The organism is Sedimentisphaera salicampi (genome assembly GCF_002117005.1).
Taxonomy (GTDB): Bacteria; Planctomycetota; Phycisphaerae; order Sedimentisphaerales; family Sedimentisphaeraceae; genus Sedimentisphaera; species Sedimentisphaera salicampi.
On the sequence record NZ_CP021023.1, the window covers coordinates 1,346,980 to 1,372,096 of the forward strand.

Genomic DNA, 25,117 nt, shown 5'->3' on the forward strand with positions numbered 1-25,117 from the left:
TATTTTCCTGCAGAAGTAAAATAAAAAGTTTTAATGATACTATTGAAGATAAGAAGAGAGTTATAATACTTTATGCAGTGAACCTGAACCTAAAAACTTTCCCCCAATTCCCCCAAACCGTTCAAAGCGGGGGAAATGGGGGAATCTTTTAAGGGCGGATAATTCCGCAAGAAGTGGGAAATCTTCTCGAAGCGAATGCTTAGCGGTTCTTCAAAACGTATAGAAATAATTTTGCTTCTGTGTTAAAATTAATGCTTAATCATTAAAAATCTGGAAAAAAGCATTCTATGGCAAAACACAAAAAATACGACTGCATAATAATCGGCGGCGGGCATGCCGGCATTGAGGCGGCGGGTGTCTGCGCAAATATGGGAGCAGATACCCTTCTAGTAACGATCCGCTTCGATTCAATCGGCGAGATGAGCTGCAATCCTTCGATTGGCGGTATCGGCAAGGGGCAGCTCACCCGTGAGATAGACGCCCTCGGCGGGGTGATGGCTCTGGCGATAGACCACGCGGGTATTCAGTTCCGCCTTTTGAACCGCTCGAAAGGGCCTGCTGTGCAGTCTCCCAGAGCCCAAGCAGACAAAACCGCATACAAAAGGTTTACGCAGGATTATCTCGCCTCGCTGGATAATCTTGAGATAGCAGAAGGCAATGCCGCAGAGATTCTAACTGAAGACGGGAAAGCTGCCGGCATACGCACCACAGACGGACGTGTTTACAGCGGCAAGGCGGTAATAGTTACTGCGGGGACATTCCTCCGCGGCCTTATGCACATCGGCGAGGAACGCATCCCGGGCGGCCGGCGGGGCGAAGAACCTGCCAACGAGCTCAGCGAAAGCCTCCGTGGCCTCGGGCTCTCAATCGAGCGGCTCAAAACCGGCACTCCAGTTCGTCTCGACTCCTCAACAATAGACTACAGCAAAACAGAGCGGCAGGACGGCGATGAAAATCCGAGACCGTTTTCGTTTATGAACGAGCGGATAGAGCAAAAGCAGGTCTGCTGCTGGATAACATACACAAACCCGGCAGTTCACGAGCTGCTTCGGGAAAATATGGAACGCGCGCCGCTCTATTCAGGCCAGATTAATTCCACCGGTCCTCGATACTGCCCGAGCATTGAAACCAAGATTATGCGTTTTCCGGACAAGCAAAATCATCAGATTTTCATTGAGCCGGAAACGGCCGAAGAGCTTACGATGTATCCAAACGGAATCAGCACATCTGTGCCGCGAGATGTGCAGGAAAGTATGCTCAGGCAGATTCCGGGCTTTGAGAATGCAAGGGTAGTTCATTACGGATATGCGATTGAATACGACTACTGCCCCGCCACTCAGCTGAAAATCACCTTCGAAACCAAAAACGTATCCGGCCTTTATCTTGCAGGTCAGGTATGCGGAACCTCCGGCTACGAAGAGGCAGCGGCGCAGGGGCTTTATGCCGGCGTGAATGCCGTAAGGCAGATGCGGGGCGAGGAGCCTTTCATAATAAGGCGGGATCAGGCCTATATCGGGGTGATGGTGGATGATCTGCTCACAAAACACATTACCGAGCCTTACAGGATGTTCACCTCCCGAGCCGAATACCGGCTCACCCTCCGCGCAGACAATGCAGACCGCCGGCTAACACCTTTAGCACGCGAGGCCGGCCTCATCAGCGAGCAGAGATGGCAGAGGTATCAGAAGAAGATTGCTGATATTCAGGCCGTTGAGAAATATCTCAAAACCACAAGAACCGCAGGGCGTTCTCTCTGGCAGCAGCTTCAGCAGCCGGATAACCCGCTCAGGCAAAACCTCAAAAGCGATGAGGTGATAGCGGCTATGAACCCGCCTGAGGAGGTTTTGGAGGCAGTGATGATTGATGCCAAATACGAAGGCTATCTCAGCAGGCAGGAAAGGCTCGTGAAGGGGCTAAGCAGCCTTGAGAAGGTTCTTCTGCCTGCAGATATTGATTATTTCAGCGTTCCGCACCTGCGAAGCGAAGCGAAGGAAAGGCTAACGGAAATAAAGCCGCACAACCTCGGACAGGCAAGCAGAATTGGCGGAATAACTCCGGCAGACATAACCGTTCTGCAGGTGTATATGAAAGCAGCAGGCAAAACTGCTTGACTCTAAGTTAACAGCCGAAAGGAGAAGGTAGAAATGCTTGAAGAGAAGGCAGAAATATTTATTGATAAGCTTAAAAAGGCAGATAACGCAGTTGTCCTTACAGGTGCGGGAGTTTCAACGAGTTCAGGGATCCCCGATTTCCGCTCTAAAAACGGGCTCTATTCCAAGATCTCTGAAGACACCTTCAATCTCGACAACTTCCTCACAAACCCGATGGAATATTACAAAACCGCCCTTGAATACATCCACCCGCTTGCGGATTCAGAGCCGAATGTGGCCCATAAGATGCTCGCAGAGCTTGAAAGCAGAGGCCTTATCGAGGCGGTGATAACCCAAAACATAGACAACCTCCATCAGAAGGCCGGCTCGAAAAATGTTATTGAGTTCCACGGGAATATAAACAGCTTCTTCTGCACCGGCTGCGGGAAGCAGTACACTCGTGAGGCGGTGGAGGAATCTGCGGCTGCCGGCAAGCTGCCTGAATGCACCGAATGCGGCAGGATGATACGCCCGGGTGTGGTGTTTTTCGGAGACCCAATCCCCGAAGAAGCCCTCACCTATTCATACCGCCTTGCCTCTGAGTGCGGGGCATTTGCTGCGATCGGCTCCTCGCTTTGCGTTATGCCGGCATCCAACCTGCCGCTTATTGCAATGCAGGGCGGAGCGGACGTGTTTGTCATAAACCGCGAGCAGGTGTATCCTGATCATATGACCAAATACAATTTCACTGTGGATATAACGGAATTTTCCGAAGCGGTTTTAGATTTTCTCGGCCAATCGAGCTGATTATTCGCCTGTCAGCCAGCTTTCGGCGAAATCAATGAGATCGGATAAGTTCAGCAGGCCGTCAAAATTTCCGTCGCAGGGAACTGCAAGCCCAGTTTGGCTCTGGTGATTTATCGGGAAGTATTGGGCAAGTATTGCAAAGTCTTTGATATCCACTGCCCCGTCTTTGTTGAAATCCTCGAATATCCCCGAGTGGTATAGCTTCGCTCCCTGCGGGGTGATTCGCCAAATCTCGCTTACACCATTCACGCTCTCTCTGAGGATATCCCAGCCGGCATAGCTCGCCCTAATACCAAGCTCAGACTCTTCAAGCATAAAGGTATTCTGCGGGTTTGTGCTATGCGATTCGCCCGTGTAGCTTTGGCAGCCGGCCGACTCGCTCCAGCGGCAGCCTGTTATAGACGCATCATTTGCCTTTCCGGTGATGCTGCCGAATTTATCTGCGTGAGCTGAATTCTGAAAGCTCCCGTTGTAGAATGAATTTGAAATGTCTGAAAAGCAGTATCCGGAAATTCCGCCAACATAATTGGGGTTGCCTGAAAGATCAAATACCGCCCTGCTCAGGCAGTCTGCGAATGCTGCGTCCGAAGTGGAGTAGCCGGCTATTCCCCCGATATTCTGCATCCCGCCGAGGCAGCTCCCCTCGCTTCTGCATCGCATTATACTGCCTTCGTTAGAGCCTGTTATAAAACCCGTATAGCTTGTCTGAGTTGAAAGGCTTAAATCTGCGTTTACAGAGCAGCCTGATATAACGCCTTTGTTTCTCCCTGCGATGAGCGCTGCATAGCCGACTGTTCCGGAAGCGGTTAAGCTTCCTCTCACTCTGAGATTAAGCACCTGCCCGCCTTCTTCAATAAAGCCGAAAAGTCCGCAGTAGTATTGGCTGTCTGCTGAAATATCCGCTCCGCTTATGGTATGGCCTGAGCCGAAAATTATCCCTGTGAACGCTTCGCCTGTAAAACTCGAATCTTCCGGGGCAGTATCTGGGGCGAGTATTGCAGGGGAGGCTTCTGATAGAGATAAATCTGTACTAAGCTTATAACAGGCGGAGAGGTCGCTGTTTACTTCAAGCAGTTCCTCTGCATTAGAGATGATATAAGGATCTTCCGATGTACCGCTGCCGGACTGAAAACCGAAAGCCAATCCTGCGGCACATACAATCAACACAACGTATTTCATATAAACTCCTTTAGCTGAAACAAGCACGAATCAGCAATCAGTGTATCAGGATTTATCTGAAATTCAAGTGTTATCTGCTCCCTGCTTTTCAATCATTTGGTTTCAAGTATTCAAGTATTTCAGTAAGTTGATTCCCGCACTACAAGCTCCCCGCTCAAAACCACCTTTCTCGCAGACTGGTTGGGCTTCTGAACTCGGCTGAGCATCAGCTCCACTGCCTCCTTTGCAATCTCCTTTACAGGCTGTCGGTATGTTGTAAGGGGCACTCTCAAAAACTTGGCATACCGAACATCATCCACCCCCGCAACCTTTACATCCTGAGGGATTTTCCAGCCGCCTCTTTCTAAAACATGCATCAATTCCGAGGCAGTTGTATCGTTTGCACATAGAATCCCAGGCTTCTCAGTTCCTCCCAGAAGCCGTTCGGCAAAGCCTTCGCTGCTTATATTTTCAATTATGATGTTTTCATCGCCTGCGCTTATGCCTTCCTCCAGCAAAGCCTGCCTGAAGCCGTAGATTCGCATCTTCACCGAGGGAGCAGAGTACGGCCGTGCGAGGAATCGAAGCGTTCTGCAGCCCTGATTGAGCATATGCTTGGCAAGCACAAAAGCGAGCCGGAAATTATCCACGCTCACAAGGTCGTAGCTGCTTCTTTCCGGAAAGGCCGAAATATCTCTGTCCATAAGTACGATGGGGATATTCGCATTCTCGAAAAGATCTGCGATCTCCTGATTAACCAGATCTTTCTCGCTTATAAGCTCAAGCGGACAGAAAAACACCCCGTCAATATGCTGCTGAGTGATATATCTCTGAGCGAGAGATTTGATATGCTCCCGCCGCATACGGGCATCTTCCTGCATTGAGCCTGTCCATATCAAATTGAAATTCTCCACCTCTGCAAGATGAGACATATGCCCGCATATCGATTCGAATATCTCTGTTTCACCAAGCCCGGGTATCAAAAGTGCGAAGTTTTTGGTGTCCTTCTTTGCGTTGTACCGCACAAAGGTGCCCGTACCGCTTACGCGCTCTATATACCCCGAAGACCGGAGAAGATCAAGAGCCTTCGCAACAGTAGGCCTCGAAACATCATAAATCTCGGCAAGCTCAACCTCAGTGGGCAGCTTGTTTGTCTTGCCGAAAGAGTTGTTTTCAATCTTCTCCTTTAAGGACTTGTAAACCCTGTAGAACTTCTGCCTTGAGCTTACATGAAGATCCGCTTCTTTATCAATTTCCATCCATCGGTCCGTTTTGATTTACTGAATTCCCAATTTTTTCTGCATTTCCTCAAGCGAAACGCCTTTTGTTTCCGGCACCATAGTTTTAACCCAGACAAGCTGGAGAATCATCATAAAGCAGAAGAATCCGAATATTGCTGCCGGCTCGAGGGCCTCGGCCATCTTCGGGAACACAAGCGTAAGCGAGGCGGCGAAGAACCAGTGGGTAAAGCTGCCCAGAGACTGCCCCGCAGACCTGAAGCGGTTCGGGAAGATCTCGCTTATCAGAACCCAGATTACTGCACCCTGCCCTACTGCGTGAGCAGCGATAAACGCAAATATGCATGCCGGAACGATTGCATAATTCTCAACGGAAAACGCCCACGAGCACAAACCGAGAGATGCGATATATCCGAATGAGCCGATATACAGAAGCGTTCTTCTGCCGAATTTGTCTATCAGATACAGCCCTACATACGTAAATATGAGATTTGTTATTCCAATGCCTACGGACTTCAGCAGAGCTGCGCTTTCGCCAAGGCCTGTCCATTCGAAAATCCTCGGGGCAAAGTAGAGTATTGCGTTGATTCCAGAGAGCTGGTTGAAAAACGCAACGAGAAAAGCGAGCATAATCGGGATCTTTAGCTTTGAGGTGAAAAACTTAGCCTTTTGCTGTTTCTGACCGAGCAGGGAAGGCTTTGTTTCAATCTCGGAGCTTTCTTCCACTGAATCAGCGAGCGAATTGAGCTCCTGCTCAGACATATCGGGGTTAATCTCGCTGAACACCCTGATGCCCTCTTGTCGTTTGCCTCCGTGAACGATAAGCCACCGGGGGCTCTCACAAATCATAAGACACATCAGACTGTAAATAAGAGCGGGCAGCGCTTCAATCCCCAGCATCCACCTCCAGGCGATTGATTCATCCATATATTTGCCGATAAGGTAATTCGAGAGGAAGGCCACCAATATCCCGAATACAATGTTGAACTGGAACATACCAGCAAGCCGGCCTCGAAGCCCGGCAGGGGCAATTTCAGAGATATACATAGGTGAGGCTATCGTAGCTATGCCTACACCTATTCCGCCGATAAACCGCGAGATTATGAAGAAGTATTTATCCGGGGCCATTCCCGAACCGATTGCAGAAAGAAGATACAGCACACCAATCCATATCAGTGTCTTCCTGCGCCCGAATTTCTCGGCGGGCATACCGCCTACAAGAGCCCCGAGCACAGTGCCCCATAAAGCAGCACTCATGCAAATACCGTGCATCCCGGAGCCCAAATTCCATACCTCTTCGATTTTCTGCTCGGCGCCGGAGATAACAATCGTATCGAAACCGAATAAAAAACCGGCCAAAGATGCCGTTACAGACCATAGAAACAAACGTTTGTGTTGCATAAAATGCTCCTTATCAGCGAATATCTCAGTACATTTAGATTTTGATTATATATATGTGTAATTATTTTTGTAGAGTATTTTTTTGGCGATTTTTCATTTCAGCCAAAATATTTTCCGGAAGACGGGGTGTTGCTCCGTCCTGCGAACATACAAAACTCGCTGCCCTCGAGGCAAACTCATTTGCCTCTTCAATGCTTAGCCTGCAAAGCAGGCTGTACACCATAACAGCAGTGAAGCAGTCCCCCGCCCCAACGGTATCCTTAACTTCTGCCGGCTCAGCTTTAATCAGAGATATATCATCCTTACTGACCATAACGCTTCCTTTATCACCTAAAGTCAAAGCGACTAGTTCGAGATCGAATGTATCAAGCAGATAATCTATGGCCTTCAGTTTTTTATCCTTAAGGGCGAACATCTGCTGGAATAAATTGAGCTCTTCGTCGTTGAGCTTGAGTATATTGGCAAGTTTGAGCGAATTTTCTATGATTTCTTTGCTGTAGTAATGCTGGCGCACATTCACATCAAACACCTTAAAGCAATTTTTGCCGGCCGCATCCAAGAATTGAAGAATAGACTTTCTCGAAGTCTCGTTTCTCTGGGCAAGGCTGCCGAAACATACTGCATCGCAGTTTTCCGCTACCTCTAATGTTTGCCGGTTGAGTGAGATATAATCCCATGCTGCGTTTTCATTTATTATGTATTCAGGGTGCCCTTCTGGAGAGAGCTTCACCTCAACGCTGCCGGTGGGGTGTTCATTTACCGATATGCAGCTTGTATTGAGCCCTTTGGCTTTAAGCTGCTCTATTATTTCCCTGCCGCAAGCGTCTTTCCCTACAGAGCTTACAACTTTGCTCTCAGCCCCAAGAAGCGAGCAGTGTATTGCGAAATTCGCTGGCGCTCCCCCGAGCCGCCTGCCGCTCGGGAGGTTGTCAAACAATATTTCCCCGATACCAACTATACTGAAAGGGGTTTTGAAGCTGTTTTCCATTTTTTCGATTCCTATACTTAACTCAGTCTGCCGTCTTGATTGTTTAATTTCACAACCGCATCAAGAAACAAAAGTGAACTTAACTTAAAGTAACCGCTCCGTCGGTGTATGTCAATATAAAATTAACATTTTATTGACTAAACCTTATATTTCAAAAAAGTTATAAAGCATTCGCTTAGTGTACTCAGCACTGAGATTAAGCTACAAATTTCGTAAAACAGCACCTTACTCAGCCTTAGCACTTGAGTATGCAAAATGAAAGTTCAATAATGGCAAAGAAAAAAAACATTTTTTTCTTGATGAATGTTTTTTTGTATGTTATTTTATGATTATTGAATTCGCAGGATTTTATTTTTTATGATGAAGCTTCAATAATGAAGAGTCTAAAAAACGGCTTCACATTAATTGAATTACTGGTTGTTATCGCAATCATAGCATTTCTTATGTCAGTGCTTATTCCGCCTGCTTACGACCTAACAGGAGTCTGCCGCGTGAATATTGAAGATTTCAGCCAAATAGCAATGAGCTGACTTGAATGCGGCTTAGTACCAACATGCATAAGTGAAGAATAAATCTGAAAATGTTTAATAATCGGTATTAATTATATAGCCTCCGGCATGTTTTAAGCCGGGGGTTGTGTTATGCAGTTTTATAATCAGTAATCCTAAAAGAAAGGAATAATTATGCTCAAATGCTCAACGCTCAAATTATTTCCGTGCATAGCTTTGGCTTTCCTTTTAGCCGTATTTTCAGTAAGAGGGAAGGTGCTTGCTTATGAATCTTCTGAGAGCGAAGGTAAGATAACTGACAAAACACTTGTGGTTTGGTCTTCTCCGTCAACTCTCTCTCAACGGGGTGGTTCTGCTCTCACAATTAATGATATCACTATTGATAGATTTGACGGGATCGTCTTTGCCGAACTAAACCCCAAAGTTTGGATGCCTGGCAGTAATAATCACTCAAGAACTCATCAGGAGCAGCAAGGGTGGAAAAAAGAAACTGCCGATCCTAATGAATTTGTTCAAATAGCAATTGTTTACGAAGGTAAAGAAGTTACTGTTTACCGAAACAGTGAACATTATGCCAGCTATACCATGTCAGGCGAACCTTATACCTTCACTGACAATAATACCGCAATTTTAATGGGTCCAAGACATATTGGAATAGATGATTATTTCAAGGGACGTATAAAGGATGCGCGAATTTATGATAAACCCCTTAATAAGGCCACAATCGCCTCAATGAAACCGGGTAAGTCAACTGATATCAAGCCTTGGGCTTGGTGGGATTTTTCAAATACTGGTACTTATGAAAAAACAGGGCGATTCAATTCAGTTCAATTGCTGGGTGGAGCAAAAGTCAAAGATGGGGCATTAGTACTTTTAGATGACGGCGCCAAGATGTTCGCTACGATAGAAAATGATTCTTTTGTACCCATTCCATCTAATTGGTCAAAAGAGGATCCGATGGTTCCGGAGCCTGTAGTTAGATCAAGCAGATTGTTGAGAGAAAAATTGCTGAGTGATCCATATCGCCCAGGGTACCACTTCTGCCCCCCTGAAGGCAATGGTATGCCAGGGGATGCAAATGGCTGTTTTTTTGCTAATGGACGATATCATTTAATGTATTTGTATGAACGCGCAGGTGTGGGATTCTCATGGGGACATATCTCCAGCCTTGATCTCGTGCACTGGAGACATCATCCCGATTCAATCGGACCTGGTAATGGAGATCTTGGATGTTTCAGTGGTGGTGGTTTCGTTGATGACAATGGGGTTGCTTACCTTTCTTACTGGATGTTGTGGGGGGCAAAAGGAATCGGTATCGCAAAAAGCGATGACCGTCATTACAGCAATTGGGAAAAACTTAAATCGAACCCGGTTATTCAATCCACGGAGTGGGGAATTACTGAAAAAACTAAAAATAGCGGTGATAAGATAATTTATGGTTCTGCCGATCCGTCTAATATCTGGAAAAAGGACGGTAAGTACTATATGGTTACAGGTAATTTACTGGTGCTGAAAAAATATGGTCTTAAGCCTGATTCTCCGGAGGACATGAAAGGTGACCGTGTTTATCTGTTTGAATCAGAAGATCTTAAGGATTGGAAGTATAAAGGTATTTTCTACGAACGTAATCCTGAGTGGACCTGTGATGATGAAGATAATATGTGTCCCAGTTTTTTACCTCTACCATCCAGTCCAGTGGGTGGAAAACCCAGTGGTAAATATCTATTGTTATTCATAAGCCATAACAAAGGGTGTCAGTATTACATAGGAGATTATGATAAAAAGAACGATCAATTTATCCCGACTAATCATGGCCGCATGACCTGGGTTGATAATGATTACTTTGCCCCTGAAGCATTGATAGACGATCAAGGAAGGCAAATTATGTGGGCATGGTTGAAGGACAACCCTGAGGATGAATATAAAAGAAAGGGCTGGTCTGGTGTTTACGGCTTGCCGCGTTCTTTATGGGTGAGTGATGATGGTACATTGCGAATGCGCCCCGTAAAAGAACTCCAAAAGCTTCGTTATAACGAGAAAAAATGGAGTAACATCTCGCTTAGCAGTGGTAAAACTAAAAAACTCAAAGGCGTAGTGGGTGATTCATGTGAATTGGAAATAGTCTTTAATAATATAACTTCTGATCAAATTGGAGTAAAAGTGCGAAAGTCCCCTAATGGTGAAGAAGAAACGTTGTTATATTATGATCGCAATAAAAAAGAACTCGTATTTGACCCAACAGAAAGCGGTATTGATGGTTGGCTTAACATTGAACGAGCACCTCTGGAGTTAAAACGGGATGAGAAGTTGAAACTGCGTGTGTTCGTTGATAAATCGGTAATTGAAATATATGCAAATGACCGTCAGGCCATCTGTCGGAGGGTATATCCCGGCCGCAGCGACAGTCTTGGAGTAGAACTGTTTAGTAAAGGCGGTAAGGCAAAAATTGAAAGTGTGAAGGCTTGGGAAATGATGCCTTCTAATCCATATTGAAAATTAAGGGTTTAATGAACGTTTAAACAATGAAAGATACCATTATGAGAAATAACGCAAAGTTTTTTTATTCAAATCCTAAGAGAAAGGAACAATTATGTTCAAATGCTCAACGCTCAAATTATTTCCGTGCATAGCCTTGGCTTTCCTTTTAGCCGTTTTTTCAGTAAGAGGGAATGTGCTTGCTTATGAGTCGTTCAATCTGAATTCTAATCAAGACATTCTCATTGAAGATTTCGAAAGCGAAGATTACGGGGAATGGCAGGTTGAAGGGGAGGCCTTCGGCTCCGGTCCTGCACAGGGAGCTCTGCCCGGGCAGATGGAAGTTGGCGGCTTCAGAGGCGATCGCCTTGCCAATAGTTACCACGGCGGAGACGATTCTAAAGGAACTTTGACATCGGCAAAATTTGAAGTGAAACGCCCGTATATCAGCTTCCTGATTGGCGGAGGCGGATATGAAGGCGAAACTTGCATCAACCTGCTCTCCGGCGGCGAGGTTGTGAGAACAGCCGAAGGCACAAACACTCAATCCGGCGGCTCAGAGCAGCTTATGTGGGACTCATGGAACGTAAAGAAACTGCATGGAAAAATGGTTCAGATCCAAATTGTTGACAGCCGTACCGGCGGCTGGGGGCATATAAATATAGACCATATTATCCAAAGCACGAAAGCCAGAAGAGTGGTTCATGATAAACAGCGTGAGTTTGAGTTCAGCAGCAAGTATTTGAATTTCCCCGTGAAAAACGGCGCTGCAAAACGATGGATTAGCCTTTTTATTGATGGCGAAAAGGTGCGGGAATTCGACATCGAAATTGCACCCGAAGACCCTGATTTCTGGGTTTATCTGGATGTCAGCGAGTTTGCGGGCAAAACAGGCTCACTCCAGATAGACCGCTGCTCAACTGAATGGGAAATGGGTTTTGATGCGGTTTATCAGGCCGACAGCTTCCCCGGGCAGGATAATCTCTATCAGGAAAAACGCCGCCCGCAGTTTCACTTCACCTCCCGCAGGGGCTGGATGAATGACACAAACGGGATGGTATATCACGACGGAAAATACCACCTTTTCTACCAGCACAATCCCTACGGCTGGAAATGGGGCAATATGACATGGGGACACGCCGTGAGCACCGACCTCCTCCACTGGGATGAATGGGGCGATGCGATCCATCCAGACCAGATGGGTACAATCTTTTCCGGCTCTGCTGTTGTAGATCACAACAACACCTCCGGATTCCAAACAGGCAGCGGGGAGCCTCTCGTTGCTTTCTACACCTCTGCAGGCAATAATGGCCAATGGTCTCGGGGCGAGCCGTTTACCCAGTCTGCCGCCTACAGCTACGACGGCGGCCGCTCATTCACCAAGTATGAAGGCAATCCGATAATTGGTGAAATCGCAGGCGGCACGCGCGACCCGAAGGTTTTTTGGCACGATCCAACCAATAAATGGGTTATGGTGCTTTGGATAAAGGAGGATATATTTTCTCTATTCACATCTGATGATTTGAAAAACTGGCAGAGACGCAGCGATATTCCCGGCTTTTTTGAGTGTCCTGAGATGTTTGAACTGCCCGTTGACGGAGACCCCGCTCGCAGCAAATGGGTGGTTTACGGCGCATCAGGCGATTACAAGCTCGGCGATTTCAACGGCACTGAGTTTGCAGCGGAAACAGAAAAGATCAAGTACGAATACGGCAACTGCTTCTACGCCTCTCAGACGTTCAATAATGTGCCCAAATCCGACGGCAGACGGATACAGATGGGCTGGGGCAGAGGAATAAAAATGACTGATATGCCGTTCAATCAGATGATTCTTTTCCCTGTAAGATTAACGCTTCACTCCACTGATGACGGCGTGCGTATGTTTGCAAATCCGGTTAGAGAAATTGCAAACCTGCACAACCAGCATTGGAGAAGCTCTGAAAAGCTTGTGCGGCCGGGAGAAAATCCTCTTTCAGATATAAGCGGCGAGCTGTTTCACATTAAGGCAGTGATAGAGCCTCGCGGGGCGGACAAGATTGAGTTTATCATTCGTGATACTGCAGTAAGCTACGACTCATCTGCTCAGCAGCTTAGCTGCAATGGGAAATCTGCTCCGGCAGACCTTGAGAACGGCAAACTCACATTGGAGCTGCTCGTTGACCGGATGAGCATTGAGATCTTCGCTCAGAACGGCAGGATATATATGCCGATGGGCGTTGATTTAACTGGAGGCCCGAAATCGTTGGGCTTCAGCAGCGAAGGCGGAAACGCATTTATTGAATCATTGGATGTGTACAGCCTGAATTCAATCTGGCTCTCAGAATAACACTCGTGTAAAAACTTTCAAAGCATTTAGCGAAACAACCAAAGCCGGCCTTGGGGAATTTCTCAAGACCGGCTTTTTAATTGCACACTATTATCAAGCTCACGGGAAATACTCAATTAAATATCTGCCTGCCACTGCGGCTTATAAGGCCAAGGCAGAACGCTTGCCCTCTTTGCCCACTTGTGCCATTTTTCCGCAAGCTCTTTTGCCTTATCAGGGTACTTGTCTATAAGGTTATTCAGCTCTGTTCTGTCTTTCTCTAAATCATAGAGCTCAGCGGGGCCTTTCGGCCCGTCGCAAACGAGCTTCCATTTGCCCTCACGGATCGCCCAGTTGCCTTCGTGCTCCCAGAAGAGGGGATTATCACGTTTTATCTCTCTGCCTTCAAATACCGGCTTCAGGCTCACCCCTTCCATAGGCTTTATTTTGTTGCCGCCGAATTTTTTGGGATAAAAGCCTCGGCCAACATCAATCGCCGTTGCCATTATATCCACGACGTGCCCGGGCGCATGATTTAGCCTGCCGCCGTTTTTGATTTTTTCAGGCCAGTGGGCTATAAGCGGCGTCGCTATGCCGCCTTCGTGAGTCCATTTCTTGTATTTCCTGAACGGAGTATTCGAAACATTCGCCCAAGCCATCCCCTGGCTTGAAGACCTCCCGGAATCCTTCCTCCACTGCCTGAAATTTTCAATGCGGTTCTCTTTGAAGCGGTACCCGAACATCTGTCTTTCCGGCTCTGCGCTGCAGCCGTTATCGGAGAGGAAAAGCACGAGCGTATTATCAAGCTCGCCCTTGTCTTCAAGCTTTTTTATCAGCCTTCCAATATTCTGATCCATATTGTCAATCTGAGCGGCATATATCGCACGCCTGAAATCGAGGTTCTTACGGTCGTTCTCTGAGAGGTTCTCCCATTTGGGCGCATCGCTTTCGGAGAGCTGCCAATCTTCTTTTATTATCCCCAGCCTCTTCATCCTCTCGATCTTCTGCCTGCGAAGCTTTTCCCAGCCCTGCATATATTTTCCGCGGTATTTTTCAATAGTCTTATCCGGCGCTTCCAGCGGCCAGTGCGGGGAGTTATAGGCTGCATACATAAAGAAAGGTTTGTCTTGTTTCGCCTCATCAAGGAATTTCAGGGCGTGGTCGGTGAACACGTTCGTTGTGTACCATTCCTGATCGGGATGAAGCCTGTTGGGCGGGTTGTCAGTTGCTTTGATAACCTTTCTGCCGTTTTCATACACGTCGCAGCCCTTGAGCACCTTGAAGTAGCTGTCCACATGCAGGTGAATGCCGTAGAATTTATCAAACCCCCTGTTCGACGGCCACACATCCTCGGAATGGCCAACGTGCCATTTGCCTGCCATCAAGGTTTGATAGCCGGAATTCTTCATCGCCTCGCCCAGAGTTACGCATTGCTCGTTGAGCTTGCCGTGGTAGCCTTTGCCCTCGTCTCTGTACACCATATGTCCTACATCGGCCTGATGCGGATAGAGGCCTGTAAGAAGGCTCGCCCGCGTGGGGCAGCACCGGGCGGCATTGTAAAACTGCGTAAATCTCAGCCCGTTATCAGCGAGCCTGTCGAGATTGGGTGTTTCTATCTCGCCCCCATAGCAGCCTATATCGCTGTAGCCCATGTCATCCGCCATAATCAGAAGGATGTTGGGTCTTTTGCTCTTTGCATTAGTTAATGGCAGCCCTGCGCCCAAACTGATTGAAGATAATGCGCAGCCCGCTAAAAATGTCCTTCTTTTCATCAAAACCTCAAATTAAAATTGATGTTAATCTTAAAATCAATGGAAAACCAGCTCGTCGGCTCGTATATACAATATCATTCAAATCTGATATTTTACAAAAAAAATGAGCCCTCCGGAAATAAATCCGAAAGGCTCTTATTGTGAAGATTTGCAGTGATTATCAGAACTTTCTTCTCAGACCGATTGCACCTAAGCCGATTAGAGCTATTGTTGCCGGCTCGGGCACATTATGGAACACTGAGACATCGCTGTCGGCAAGGGCAATTCCGTCGTTATCGCTCGGATAAGCGGTGCCGTCGTCTTCTCCAATATTATCCATCCAGTTGCTTATTTTCAGCGAAGTGGTTCGATTGAGAAGAAGATCGCTTGATGTTTCAAGAGCTATGGCCCTTGCGTCGCTTGGAAGAAGGCCTCCACCGTCAACAGTGAAACTGAGCACCTTAGTTACAGACGCCCCCTGGGCGATATCGCCAAAATCAAACGTTGGGACAAGGTAATCTCCCCAAGGTTGCTTATCTTGATCGGGATTGTCCGGCGTCCAGCAGAACCATGCGAGCTGGTCGTGGTTTTCTGCAATGATATGCGGCGATTTATCCTCATAAACCCCGCTTGCAGACCCGCCGTCCAGCCAGGCATTGTATGCAGTTAGATCAACTGCAAATTCTGCTGTGAGCTTGGTGTCGTAGAGCTTGCCTGAATACTGCTGGGCTGCAGTTAGAGATTCGCCGTGGGTGTTGCTTCCGTCCCGCCAGCCGCCTGTCCCGGGCGTATCGTTTTTGATGGTAGCCACGATATCAAAGCTTGTGATGTTATCCCCGTCATACTGGAGATTTTCAGCGTAGCCTTTGATTGCAAGAAAACTTTCAGTTCCGCCGCCTGAGCCCTCAACGTTATCGTAAAACTCATGCGTACGCGCCTCTTCGTCCTGCGTTGTATTGTCCTTGAACCATTGACCCTCCTGGGCGTGAGGGTCATCTGTTGGGCCGGTATAGCTCGGGTCCGGCTCAACAGGGGGCTTGGTGATCAGAAACGAAGGTGCCGCCGCCACCGCCCCAGCTAAAGTGAACAAGATTAGTGAAAATAGTGCTTTCTTCATACTTACACCTTTCAACAAAAAGTAACACTTAAAAGCATCCGCAACGCACGAACGCTTATGTCCCTGCTTTGCAGCGCGTTTTGCTGAAGGAGGTTAAGGAAAGCCGATGAACGAAACTCAAAGAATTCTCAACCTTTGAACAACAAAGATGCCAGCCTTTATTTGCCGCTAACAGAAAACTTACATCTCAATAACGAAACCCATTATAAACCTATTTGTAAAGAGTCAAAGAAGAAATTATGAATTTTACGAAAATTTTTAAATAAAGAGCCGCAAATACATTAACATTTTTAACGAGCTGAAACCTTGTTAACTTCTATCCGCCATCCGAATCTGCTTGATTAAAGCCTCAAAGATTGTAATATATCTCAGGCTGAATACTGTTAAAACAGGAGAATACGTTTTGGAAATATCATTGCTTGCAATAACTCCAAACTCCCAGAAGATTATAGAAGAGGCGGGCAGAACCTGCTATCTCAGCTTTGACAAGATGGGAGCGGATTCATCGGAAGATTTTATTAGAAAGATTGTCCGTGCCGGACATGAGAGCGTTTTGGAACACGCCTCGGCCACATTCCGCATAAAGGGCTGTTCGCGGGCGATGACCCACCAGCTCGTAAGGCACAGGATTATGTCTTTCTCGCAGCAGTCTCAGAGATATGTAGATGAAGATGCCTTTGATTACGTTGTCCCTGAAAGCCTGCCGGAGGAGTATATCGAAGATTTCCGCAGCGATATGGAAACCATAAACGCGATGTACGCCAAATGGCGAGAGCGGGGCCTCAGGAAAGAGGATGCCAGGTTCGTATTGCCGAATGCGTGCTGCTCTGAGATTGTGGTTTCCGGCAATTTCAGGCAGTGGAGGCATGTTATCCAGCTCCGAATAAGCCCGAAGGCTCAATGGGAGATCAGACAGGCCGCTTCGCATATACTAAATACGCTCAGCAAAGAAGCCCCCGCATGCTTTTGCGACCTGCAGGCAGAACTGAAAAATAATTGAATCCGCAGTAAAAAAATCAAAACACAATCAGTTTACAAAAGAAAAAATTTTCTTCCGGTAAGCAGGAAGGATTTGATAGAAAGAGGCTGGGATCAGCCGGATATAATCGTCGTTACAGGCGATGCATACGTAGATCATCCATCCTTCGGAGCAGCCGTAATAGGCAGATGGCTCGAGAGCCTTGGTTTTAAGGTTGCTGTCTTATCGCAGCCCGGATGGAAAAGCGCAGAAGACTTCAAGGCTATAGGCAGGCCCCGCCTTTTCTGGGCAATTACTTCTGGCTCTATAGACAGCAGACTCAATAATTACACCTCTTTCGGGCACAAACGAAAGAACGATGTTTATTCCCCTGCAGGTAAGACCGGCCGGCGGCCTGACAAACCCGTCCTCACCTATTGCGCACGAGCCAGAGAGGCCTATAAAGATGCTGCAATTGTGATTGGCGGGCTCGAGGCCTCGCTCAGGCGGATGGTTCATTACGATTATGTGGAAGACAAAATCAAAAAAAGCATCCTCACCGATGCCAAGGCGGATATACTTGTGCACGGCATGGGAGAGCTTGCCGTGGGCGAGATTGCAGAAAAAATCAATGCAGGCTGCTCGAAAGAAGAGCTCGCAGGCATTCAAGGCACAGCATACAATCTGAAAAAAAACGTTCCTTACCCCGAAAAGTTTTTTGAGCTACCATCTTATGAACAGATTCTATCGGACAGCAGTCTTTTTATGCAGGCTCATCTGGAATACCAGAAACGCTGCTGCCCGGATGGGGATGCTGTTGTTCAGGATCAGGGAGCTGGGAAGATAGCAATTATGCCGCCTTCGAGACCGCTCAGCGAGGCTGAGATGGACAGGCTCTACTCGCTTCCCTTTACTAGGCAAACCCACCCTGATTTCAGAAAAGAAGGTGAGGTACCCGCGCTGGAGCCGGTGAAATTTTCGCTTACAACCCACAGAGGCTGCTTTGGGGGCTGTTCATTCTGCTCGATTTACTTTCATCAGGGCAAGCAGATTTCATCTAGATCTCAAAACAGCATCATCAAAGAGCTTGAAGAGCTATCAAAACGCAAAGACTTCAAAGGCACTGTTCAGGATATCGGCGGGCCAACAGCAAATATGTATGCTATGAAATGCCTCAAGAAAACCCCTTGCAGCAGGCAGAGCTGCATATATCCAAATATCTGCAAACATCTCGATCACAGCCATGACAAACTCATCTCGCTGATGAAGTCTATCGTAAAATGGAAGAAAGCCGTAAAGGGGAGAAACGCCTTTGTCGCCTCCGGTGTGCGGTACGATCTGGCAGTAAAATCAGATGAGTACATACGCCTTCTGTGCAGGGAATTTGTAGGCGGGCATCTCAAGGTGGCTCCGGAGCATTTTTCAAACAACACCCTGAAATATATGGGCAAGCCTAAATTCGGCCTGTTTGAAAAGTTTGAGAATAAATTCAATGAAGAGAGCAGAAAAGCAGGCAGAGAACAGTATCTTGTGCCGTATTTTATCAGCTCTCATCCGGGCTGCACCAATCAGGACGCTGAGGAGCTCACTGAATACCTCGTTTCAAAGAATATTATGCCGAGGCAGGTGCAGGATTTCACCCCCTCCCCGCTTTCGCTTTCTACTGCCATGTATGTTTCTGGAGTGGATAAAAATTTCAACCAAATATACACAGCCAGAGGAATCTCTGCCAAGAAGATTCAGTTTGCCCTTCTGAGATACTATGAACCGAAAAATTTCAGCCTCCTTTCAAAACACCTTTCCAAGAAGCAGAAATTCAGGCTTTTAGAGCAAATTAGAAAAAAAGTGAATTATCAAAAGAAAAGGAAACGATAATGAACTGGTTAGAGATAGTAAAAGAGCTTAAAACGATATCTCAGGCAGGCAAGAAATTTGCTAAGGATAATTACGAACTCCAAAGACACAAGGACATAGAGAGGATAGCTGCCCAGATCGGCTCTGAATTTACAGGTAATACAACAGAGCATATTCTTGATATGTTTCAGAGCGATACAGGCTACCCCACCCCGAAAGTTGACAGCAGAGGCGTTATAATTGAAGACGACAAGGTGCTCCTTGTTAAGGAAATTGAAGACGGCGGCTGGACTCTCCCGGGCGGCTGGTGCGAAAATGGTATGAAGCCTTCTGAGAATGTTGTTCGGGAGGTCTGGGAGGAATCAGGTTATCAAACCAGAGCTGAGCAGCTTCTCGCAGTTTTCGATAGAGACAGCCAAGGCCATTTTCCTCCTTATCCGTTCAATATCTACAAATTGTTTTTCCGTTGCAGAATAGTCGGCGGAAAGCCCGAAGCCAGCGAGGAAACCTCAGATGTAGCATGGTTCAGCAAAGACCAAATCCCGCCCCTCTCTTCCCAGAGGACTACAGAAAAACAACTGAAGCTTTTCTTTGATATGGCAGGAAGCCAAGAACTCGGAACCTATTTCGACTGATTCGATATCATTACATCTGCAATACCCTTCAGAAGGAACGCTCCGCCCGGAGCGGGGAAAACGTAAAATGTTTCACCAAGAGGTATTACGCCGTTTTGAATTATATAGAGCGTGTAGTATATCAAAGCGCAGATTATCGTAATACTTCCGCCTAAGATAGGTCTAGTCCAGCCGAGAACCATCCCCACAACGATTCCAACTGGAAAAAAGATAAACATTACAATAGCCATTGCTGACATACCTTCAAAACGAAGCCCTCTGTCAGCAGTGAGGGCTGTAATCAAGATAATAACAGCAACACTTGAGAGTCTTGCGGCTATTTCAAGAAAATTGCGAAATTTTTCAGCATTCGTGGCCATAACTACCTAGATTTAAATAACACTGCTAATCCCAAAATTCAAGTTTCCCGTTCTTGAAGTAAAATTTCCTCTCGTTGAACAAGCCCTCCGTCCAAACCTCAAACATTTCGCCCTGGTCGTTTTCAAATTCGTTGATGTTTGTAGGTTCGCCTCTGCTCGCTTTGAACTGCTCCTTTGTCATTCCCTTTTTATAACTGCCCTGGAGGATCAGTTCTTTCATATCTTTGCTCAGAAAATGTGATTTTACATAATCCATTCTTCGCTTATTCTGCTTCTTAAGGTACTCCGAGGAAGCATTAAGTTCGCGTTTTTCAAGCTGTTCGGGATTGTGGTTGTATTGCTTCTGGATATATTCTTCTATCCTTTTTTTGTCGCCTTCATCTACAGCCCTGCTGTGCAGATTCCAAAGCTCCTGTTCGGTTTCAGCATTAGCGATCGCTTTGCTGAGGGGAAGGTCTATAGTTCCCTGCTCTGTTACAACTGTATAATGATTCTCGCAGCCGAGGAGAACCAGGAATGCTGTGATTAGTATTAACGCTCTTGTCATAATTAGTACCTTCGAAAATCAGGACGCTATTATAAGGGTGAATATTTATATTTCAAGTTACTTATATTAAACATAAATTAATTTTAGCTTATTTGCGGAAACAGCATCGCCTCAGAGAATTCCATCTGGAAATCGGTATCAACAGAAAGCTCAACGTGTTTAATCTCCCTGCAGTCTATTTCGAGCTTTTCTTTTGCGGAGCTGTCCAGCAGAACCCTTTTAACGCCTGCAAGAGCCGCATTCCCGATGCTGCTGATTCTTGAAACGCAGCCAGTAGATTCGCACGGAAGCAAACCCGCTCTGCACGCATTTTCAACATTCAGAAAGGCCCCAAACCCCCCTGCAAGGAGAACCTCGTCTAATTGAGAAAATTTCAGACCTCTCCTTTTAAGAAGAATGTTTATACCGGCTCTTATAGCCCCTGCCGCAAGCTGAAATTCCCTTATATCCCTTTGTGTTATTGATACGTGTTTAGAGCCCGAATCGCTCAAAACAAATTCCATTTCCCCGTTTTTCTTCTGAATCCTTGACTGAATTCCGTCCGGAAAGCTTTCAGGCTTATCGGTGAAATGCCCCATCATATTGATTACCCCCGCTTCAAGCATGCAGGCTATTGCATCTATAAGCCCGCTGCCGCAAATACCTTCCGGCTCCCCGCTTCCGATGCAGCCGCAGTTTATATCGCCTCCGTCAAGGCTGCATTCATCAACAGCTCCGGTGTCTGCACGCATCCCGCAGGAGATCTTAGCACCCTCCAGCGCAGGACCGGCAGCAGTCGAGGCGGCGGTTATTTCGCCGTAATTGTTCAGCACAATCTCCCCGTTTGTTCCAATATCAACGAGAAGCTGAAGCTTCTGCTTTTCGCTGTTTAAGTTTGCAGCTGCTATGCAGGCAGTGGTATCTCCTCCGAGAAATCCCCCTATAACAGGCATAAGATAAACATCTCCTTCAGGGAACAAGTTTTTCAGGCCAACCTCCTTTGCCTTTAGCAGAGTGCCTCTTCCAAGGACATTTATAAACGGAATCTTTCCCAAATTTGAACAGTTTATACCCGCAAAAAGCTGGAGCATTGTTGTATTCCCCGCAACGAAAAGAGAATACACCGTTTCCGGCTCAATCCCTGATCTCACGCAAAGCCGGCTGATAAGTTCATCTATCTGCGAAACAATCACATCAGAAATATCCTTGAGATTCTCGCTGCTCTGTGAGCTGTAGTTTATTCTGGAAAGAACATCTGCCCCGTATCCGCCCTGTTCATTACCCGCAGAGACAGAATCAACAGATTCACCCGTACTTAGATTCACAAGCTCTCCCGCTATTGTTGTGGTTCCAATATCGAAACATACCGCAAATAAGGACTGCGAGGCTTGCCCTCTTTTGAGTGTTAGAATTTGGCTGCCCACCATTACCGCCCTGAAAGAATCTTCCCCGCTCGCTGTTATATCTGCTAATTCTCTCAAAATTGATAAATCATAACTCGCTCCGGGGAGCTTTTCCTCAAGGAGGCCGGAATAGCTCTTCTCGCAGCCGAGCTCGAGCTTTGGAATCTTAACATCTTTAACGCCAAGAGCTGGCTGAAACTTCAATTCCCCATTTAGTACCCCAGTTGATAATATCTTTGATTCGGTCTTTTTTTCTTCGGCTTGAACTGCCAAATCACCTTCCGGAACAGCCTTGCAAGCCAGCCTGAAGCCTTTTTCAAGCTCTTCAGGTGAAAGGAATTTTCTCTCTTCCGCAGTGATCCGGGTTTGGCCTGATTTGATAAGAACTCTGCATTTTCCGCATAAGCCCATACCGCCGCAAGGTGAATTGATGTACACGCCGGCCTTCTTGGCAGCATCAAGGACTGTTTCCCCCCTGTTTATATGCACGCTGTGTTTGTGATTTAAAAATTTAACCTGAATTAAGGAATCTTCCATTTTTGATTAACCTCGATTTATTCGCCCTGTTTTAATAAACGACATTCCGCATATTAACCAATTCAACTTAGGAGTCAACCACAATTAACAAGCCTCAGGTAAAAGTCGATTAAATCTTCAGGCCTGTTTTAGCGGCCCTATTCTACGGCTATTTCGATAACGTTAACAGAAAAAAATAAAATTTCCCAAATCCCTAAATCCACTCGCCATTTTGGAGAACTATTCCGGAAACACTGTCAAGTGTAAACACTTGATTTAACTGTTTTTTTCCGCTTGAAGAATTTTTGCTGTACGTTTCTTGCAACAATATGGTAAATTAAATTTCACAGTGTTGTAGTGTAAGATATAGGGCTCTGTGAAAAGCAGATTTGCTGACGCTTGCGGTTGGCCATAGTGGCTGCCTGCAAGCGCAGCTGGCCTGTTTTGGAAATTACTTGAGATTCGCCCCAATATCTGCTTTAAGGCGCAGCCTGACCCCAGTATTCCCCTTCAGGTTCGATTTCTTTCGGCGCCTCAGGCAGTGCAGACCTTTCGTAGCTGAGCTGGTTCTCGCTGAATTTAAGCTCTGTGCACTGCAAAAACATTATCCTGTTTTCAGGCGGATTGGCCTGATAGCTTATGCTGTAATCTCGGTACGGCTCGGTATGATAAAAAGCGAGACACCTTCCGCGGCTTACTATGAAGCTTGCATGCCTTCCCTTTGTATCATCGAACAGTTTACTGCTCGGTGCAAACATAAAGCTCCCTGCATACTTCCAGTTTGAGCAGTCCTTTGAGCTCCATAGGTAAGGATCTGTACTGAGCCAGTACCTGCCTTTCCAATAGAAGGGATACGGCGCTTCCTGATAGCCGATTCTTTTCTCAGCTGCTTTGGGGTGGCCTTTGCCAACAGGCAGGAGGCTGTCCTTGTGCATCAAGAATTTCTTCTTGCGGTTGTTTATATCGCCTCCTGCAAGGCCTTTTTTCTCCCAGTTCAGAAGGTCCTCTGATTCGGCGCGGAATATGCCGGAACGCTTTTTCCCGCTCTCGGGCTTATACATATTGCGATAATACATAATCCATTTGTCGCCCTTCTTGAGAAGACCTGCATCAATTGCACCATCATCCTGCAAAACCCAGTCAACAGAAGCAGACTTCCAGCCGTTTAACAGATCATCCGCGGGAGCTATGTAATGCTTTATGCCTGATTTACCGCTGCCCCAAAATCCTTCCGTCCCTTCTTTATAGGTAACGAACATATGATACTTATCGCCGTCTTTAATTATCGCAGGAGCCCAGCAGGTGTAGGGGGCATTTTTTGTCCCGCCTTTGCCGTCGAGCTTGCAGTACCCGAGAAACTTCCAGTGGATTAAATCATCAGAAAAGGCCACACCAAGGGGAGTTCCCCCGTTCACGTTATCCTTCAATACCCGCCGGCTGTTGTAGAATATCCACCATTGCTGTTTCTGCTCATTCCATACGATTTCAGGGTCTGCACTGCCGAAATTTCTCGTATCAACGTACAGCGGCGCTGGTATTTTGGCTGCTGATAATATGCCCGCAAAAAGCAAAAGAACGCAAAAAGCTTCTTTGAGTCTCATAAAATATCCTTCTTAAAAAAACTAATTTTCCAAAGTAGATATCCTAAGACCCGACTTTTTACAACTTTTCTTCCAACATTATATTTCGACGCCTCTGTCCTTGAGCTCTTTGGATTTCTTTATTGAGCAGTTTTCGCAGCGGAATTCCGGGGCTGCCTCAGATTTGTTGTAATTTTTAGCCTTAACCAGCCGATAGCCTCGGGAAATTTTTCCGCAGTCTGCACATTTAATATTTTCCTCCACCTGCCACGATGCGGCAAGCTTGCGTGACTGGAAAATAAATTTATCCACCCAGAAAAAAATCAGCCCGCCGATTAAATTCGATATTATCGTTGCAACAACAGTTCCTGTCGAAGCAAGAAAATAAAGGCAGCCGGCCAGAAGAGGCGAGGATAGCTGCCAGCGCAATAGATACAGAAAATAACGTTTAAAATTTACTTCAATTTTCATCAATTGCTCCTTTCCTTTTCAAGCGGACAAATAATCCCGCTTTCCTTATATAATAATTGGGAATTTGCTTAGAATCAGAAGGAGCGATTGTAAGGGATTATAAGCTTATTGCAAGCTCAACCAGAGGATTTCAAATTATCCTGACAGTTCTTCTAAAGTTCGATTGTTTCTTGGAGGGGAATATCCCTGATTAGAATTGTTAATAAGGCTCTCTGCCGGTTATTGAGGAGTAAATCTGCTCTTTGATCTTATTATTGTAGTGTTTAACGATTATCTGCGATCTAAAAAGCTGATGCAGCTCGAAGGTTAGTATCCCAGCAACGAAGAGAGTACCAAGAATCTGCTCACCCAAAACAAACATAATTATTCCCGCTGTAGATATCGCTATATTAAGCAGGCCAAGCATCCATTTACCGAGGTAGAAGTGGTGCAGGCCGGCAATTATGATATAATTCAAAACAGCGTAGGTATCGGGGTCTTTTATCTTGCTGTTTGCCCTTTTGTAGAATTCAAACCGCTTATCGCTGCTAAGCTCGCCAACCCTTTTCCGCAGCGTCTTATCCCTCTGGAGCACTTCTTCCTGTTTGAGAATCCACATAAATCTCAGCCCCGCATTCACCTTCCGAGCGTGATAATTATCGCCTCACGCGTCCAGAAGAGCAGGAATCGCTTCGCTTCAACAATCTGAAACACCACCTGCCAGCCTTCTGCCGCCTCCATATTCAGCCTTGCTTCCATCTTGTCTGTAGGGATTCCTGATGCCCCTAAAAAGATAGTACCTACACCGCTCTCAACAACTGTAATAACCTTATACTCATTGTAAGCCATTTTCTGTTCCTTAATCATTTATACGACCTATAAGTAATAAAACTAATAAGACAAATAACTTCCCAAAGCATTCCTTTGCATTTGTGTCTTATACGTCTTACCGGCAATTATATCATATTTCTTCAGAAATCAAAAAAAGCCCGATGCA

At 46.4% G+C, this 25,117-nt stretch carries 21 protein-coding genes; 8 read left to right on the plus strand and 13 right to left on the minus strand.

Annotated elements, in window-relative coordinates; genetic code table 11:
- The first annotated feature begins 287 nt into the window (after nucleotides 1-287).
- Nucleotides 288-2,111, plus strand: coding sequence for a tRNA uridine-5-carboxymethylaminomethyl(34) synthesis enzyme MnmG (gene mnmG, locus STSP1_RS05070; RefSeq protein ID WP_085755309.1), 1,824 nt, complete (start codon nucleotides 288-290; stop codon nucleotides 2,109-2,111).
- Between the two features lie 33 nt (nucleotides 2,112-2,144).
- Complete coding sequence (locus tag STSP1_RS05075) at nucleotides 2,145-2,897, plus strand: SIR2 family NAD-dependent protein deacylase (RefSeq protein ID WP_085755310.1); 753 nt, start codon at nucleotides 2,145-2,147, stop codon at nucleotides 2,895-2,897.
- Here the strand turns inward: STSP1_RS05075 and STSP1_RS05080 are convergent, their stop codons facing one another.
- From STSP1_RS05080 to STSP1_RS05095, 4 genes are all read right to left on the minus strand, one after another.
- Nucleotides 2,898-4,076, minus strand: a complete 1,179-nt coding sequence (locus STSP1_RS05080; RefSeq protein WP_085755311.1) for a hypothetical protein — start codon at nucleotides 4,074-4,076, stop codon at nucleotides 2,898-2,900.
- 119 nt (nucleotides 4,077-4,195) lie between these two features.
- Nucleotides 4,196-5,314, minus strand: a complete 1,119-nt coding sequence (locus STSP1_RS05085; RefSeq protein ID WP_085755312.1) for a substrate-binding domain-containing protein — start codon at nucleotides 5,312-5,314, stop codon at nucleotides 4,196-4,198.
- Between the two features lie 18 nt (nucleotides 5,315-5,332).
- Nucleotides 5,333-6,694 (minus strand): sugar porter family MFS transporter, encoded by a 1,362-nt coding sequence (locus STSP1_RS05090; protein WP_085755313.1) that lies wholly within the window; start codon nucleotides 6,692-6,694, stop codon nucleotides 5,333-5,335.
- A 61-nt stretch (nucleotides 6,695-6,755) separates the two neighbouring features.
- The gene (locus STSP1_RS05095; protein WP_085755314.1) at nucleotides 6,756-7,682 is read right to left on the minus strand and encodes a carbohydrate kinase family protein; all 927 of its coding nucleotides are present in this window, start codon (nucleotides 7,680-7,682) and stop codon (nucleotides 6,756-6,758) included.
- 374 nt (nucleotides 7,683-8,056) lie between these two features.
- On the opposite strand from STSP1_RS05095, the gene STSP1_RS05100 reads away from it, so the two are divergent.
- The 3 genes from STSP1_RS05100 to STSP1_RS05110 all read left to right on the plus strand — a co-directional run bounded on the left by STSP1_RS05100 (nucleotide 8,057) and on the right by STSP1_RS05110 (nucleotide 12,992).
- On the plus strand, nucleotides 8,057-8,212 hold the full coding sequence (locus tag STSP1_RS05100) for a type II secretion system protein (RefSeq protein ID WP_085755315.1): 156 nt from the start codon (nucleotides 8,057-8,059) through the stop codon (nucleotides 8,210-8,212).
- Nucleotides 8,213-8,365: 153 nt separating this feature from the next.
- Nucleotides 8,366-10,684, plus strand: a complete 2,319-nt coding sequence (locus STSP1_RS05105) for a GH32 C-terminal domain-containing protein (protein ID WP_085755316.1) — start codon at nucleotides 8,366-8,368, stop codon at nucleotides 10,682-10,684.
- A 97-nt stretch (nucleotides 10,685-10,781) separates the two neighbouring features.
- Nucleotides 10,782-12,992, plus strand: coding sequence for a glycoside hydrolase family 32 protein (locus STSP1_RS05110; RefSeq protein WP_085755317.1), 2,211 nt, complete (start codon nucleotides 10,782-10,784; stop codon nucleotides 12,990-12,992).
- A gap of 116 nt (nucleotides 12,993-13,108) precedes the next feature.
- Here STSP1_RS05110 and STSP1_RS05115 read toward each other — a convergent pair whose 3' ends face one another.
- On the minus strand, nucleotides 13,109-14,743 hold the full coding sequence (locus tag STSP1_RS05115) for an arylsulfatase (RefSeq protein WP_085755318.1): 1,635 nt from the start codon (nucleotides 14,741-14,743) through the stop codon (nucleotides 13,109-13,111).
- A 160-nt stretch (nucleotides 14,744-14,903) separates the two neighbouring features.
- On the minus strand, nucleotides 14,904-15,839 hold the full coding sequence (locus tag STSP1_RS05120; protein ID WP_085755319.1) for a PEP-CTERM sorting domain-containing protein: 936 nt from the start codon (nucleotides 15,837-15,839) through the stop codon (nucleotides 14,904-14,906).
- Between the two features lie 403 nt (nucleotides 15,840-16,242).
- Between STSP1_RS05120 and thyX the strand changes: the two genes are divergently transcribed.
- The 3 genes from thyX to STSP1_RS05135 are packed head-to-tail and all read left to right on the plus strand — an operon-like array spanning nucleotide 16,243 to nucleotide 19,286.
- Entirely contained in the window at nucleotides 16,243-16,839 is a 597-nt protein-coding gene (gene thyX, locus STSP1_RS05125; protein ID WP_204845054.1) for an FAD-dependent thymidylate synthase, read from the plus strand.
- Between the two features lie 15 nt (nucleotides 16,840-16,854).
- Complete coding sequence (locus STSP1_RS05130; protein WP_226997524.1) at nucleotides 16,855-18,672, plus strand: YgiQ family radical SAM protein; 1,818 nt, start codon at nucleotides 16,855-16,857, stop codon at nucleotides 18,670-18,672.
- The gene (locus tag STSP1_RS05135; RefSeq protein ID WP_085755322.1) at nucleotides 18,672-19,286 is read left to right on the plus strand and encodes an NUDIX hydrolase; all 615 of its coding nucleotides are present in this window, start codon (nucleotides 18,672-18,674) and stop codon (nucleotides 19,284-19,286) included. The genes STSP1_RS05130 and STSP1_RS05135 overlap by 1 nt, the downstream gene beginning before the upstream one ends.
- On the opposite strand, the gene STSP1_RS05140 is transcribed toward STSP1_RS05135, so the two are convergent.
- The 7 genes from STSP1_RS05140 to STSP1_RS05170 all read right to left on the minus strand — a co-directional run bounded on the left by STSP1_RS05140 (nucleotide 19,274) and on the right by STSP1_RS05170 (nucleotide 24,969).
- Nucleotides 19,274-19,645, minus strand: a complete 372-nt coding sequence (locus tag STSP1_RS05140) for a DUF7670 domain-containing protein (RefSeq protein WP_085755323.1) — start codon at nucleotides 19,643-19,645, stop codon at nucleotides 19,274-19,276. The two genes, STSP1_RS05135 and STSP1_RS05140, sit on opposite strands and share 13 nt — an antisense overlap.
- Before the next feature lie 25 nt (nucleotides 19,646-19,670).
- On the minus strand, nucleotides 19,671-20,192 hold the full coding sequence (locus tag STSP1_RS05145; protein WP_085755324.1) for a hypothetical protein: 522 nt from the start codon (nucleotides 20,190-20,192) through the stop codon (nucleotides 19,671-19,673).
- Nucleotides 20,193-20,275: 83 nt separating this feature from the next.
- Nucleotides 20,276-22,111, minus strand: coding sequence for an ASKHA domain-containing protein (locus STSP1_RS05150; RefSeq protein WP_085755325.1), 1,836 nt, complete (start codon nucleotides 22,109-22,111; stop codon nucleotides 20,276-20,278).
- Between the two features lie 458 nt (nucleotides 22,112-22,569).
- Nucleotides 22,570-23,691: a family 43 glycosylhydrolase gene (locus tag STSP1_RS05155; protein WP_085755326.1), complete on the minus strand. Its 1,122-nt coding sequence runs from the start codon at nucleotides 23,689-23,691 to the stop codon at nucleotides 22,570-22,572.
- Nucleotides 23,692-23,769: 78 nt separating this feature from the next.
- Nucleotides 23,770-24,141 (minus strand): hypothetical protein, encoded by a 372-nt coding sequence (locus STSP1_RS05160; RefSeq protein ID WP_204845056.1) that lies wholly within the window; start codon nucleotides 24,139-24,141, stop codon nucleotides 23,770-23,772.
- Nucleotides 24,142-24,340: 199 nt separating this feature from the next.
- Nucleotides 24,341-24,739 carry a TM2 domain-containing protein gene (locus tag STSP1_RS05165; protein ID WP_085755327.1) on the minus strand — a complete coding sequence of 133 codons (399 nt, stop codon included), beginning with the start codon at nucleotides 24,737-24,739 and terminating at the stop codon, nucleotides 24,341-24,343.
- 17 nt (nucleotides 24,740-24,756) lie between these two features.
- Entirely contained in the window at nucleotides 24,757-24,969 is a 213-nt protein-coding gene (locus tag STSP1_RS05170; RefSeq protein ID WP_085755328.1) for a DUF4177 domain-containing protein, read from the minus strand.
- Between the last annotated feature and the right edge of the window lie 148 nt (nucleotides 24,970-25,117).

Coding starts and splice junctions, on each gene's coding strand:
- STSP1_RS05090 (WP_085755313.1), bottom strand. CDS start 6,694: ATGCAACACAAACGTTTGTTTCTATGGTCTGTAACGGCATCTTTGGCC.
- STSP1_RS05105 (WP_085755316.1), top strand. CDS start 8,366: ATGCTCAAATGCTCAACGCTCAAATTATTTCCGTGCATAGCTTTGGCT.
- STSP1_RS05075 (WP_085755310.1), top strand. CDS start 2,145: ATGCTTGAAGAGAAGGCAGAAATATTTATTGATAAGCTTAAAAAGGCA.
- STSP1_RS05170 (WP_085755328.1), bottom strand. CDS start 24,969: ATGGCTTACAATGAGTATAAGGTTATTACAGTTGTTGAGAGCGGTGTA.
- STSP1_RS05120 (WP_085755319.1), bottom strand. CDS start 15,839: ATGAAGAAAGCACTATTTTCACTAATCTTGTTCACTTTAGCTGGGGCG.
- STSP1_RS05085 (WP_085755312.1), bottom strand. CDS start 5,314: ATGGAAATTGATAAAGAAGCGGATCTTCATGTAAGCTCAAGGCAGAAG.
- STSP1_RS05115 (WP_085755318.1), bottom strand. CDS start 14,743: ATGAAAAGAAGGACATTTTTAGCGGGCTGCGCATTATCTTCAATCAGT.
- STSP1_RS05110 (WP_085755317.1), top strand. CDS start 10,782: ATGTTCAAATGCTCAACGCTCAAATTATTTCCGTGCATAGCCTTGGCT.
- STSP1_RS05140 (WP_085755323.1), bottom strand. CDS start 19,645: ATGGCCACGAATGCTGAAAAATTTCGCAATTTTCTTGAAATAGCCGCA.
- STSP1_RS05080 (WP_085755311.1), bottom strand. CDS start 4,076: ATGAAATACGTTGTGTTGATTGTATGTGCCGCAGGATTGGCTTTCGGT.
- STSP1_RS05135 (WP_085755322.1), top strand. CDS start 18,672: ATGAACTGGTTAGAGATAGTAAAAGAGCTTAAAACGATATCTCAGGCA.
- STSP1_RS05145 (WP_085755324.1), bottom strand. CDS start 20,192: ATGACAAGAGCGTTAATACTAATCACAGCATTCCTGGTTCTCCTCGGC.
- mnmG (WP_085755309.1), top strand. CDS start 288: ATGGCAAAACACAAAAAATACGACTGCATAATAATCGGCGGCGGGCAT.
- STSP1_RS05095 (WP_085755314.1), bottom strand. CDS start 7,682: ATGGAAAACAGCTTCAAAACCCCTTTCAGTATAGTTGGTATCGGGGAA.
- STSP1_RS05160 (WP_204845056.1), bottom strand. CDS start 24,141: ATGAAAATTGAAGTAAATTTTAAACGTTATTTTCTGTATCTATTGCGC.
- STSP1_RS05165 (WP_085755327.1), bottom strand. CDS start 24,739: ATGTGGATTCTCAAACAGGAAGAAGTGCTCCAGAGGGATAAGACGCTG.
- STSP1_RS05100 (WP_085755315.1), top strand. CDS start 8,057: ATGAAGAGTCTAAAAAACGGCTTCACATTAATTGAATTACTGGTTGTT.
- STSP1_RS05150 (WP_085755325.1), bottom strand. CDS start 22,111: ATGGAAGATTCCTTAATTCAGGTTAAATTTTTAAATCACAAACACAGC.
- STSP1_RS05155 (WP_085755326.1), bottom strand. CDS start 23,691: ATGAGACTCAAAGAAGCTTTTTGCGTTCTTTTGCTTTTTGCGGGCATA.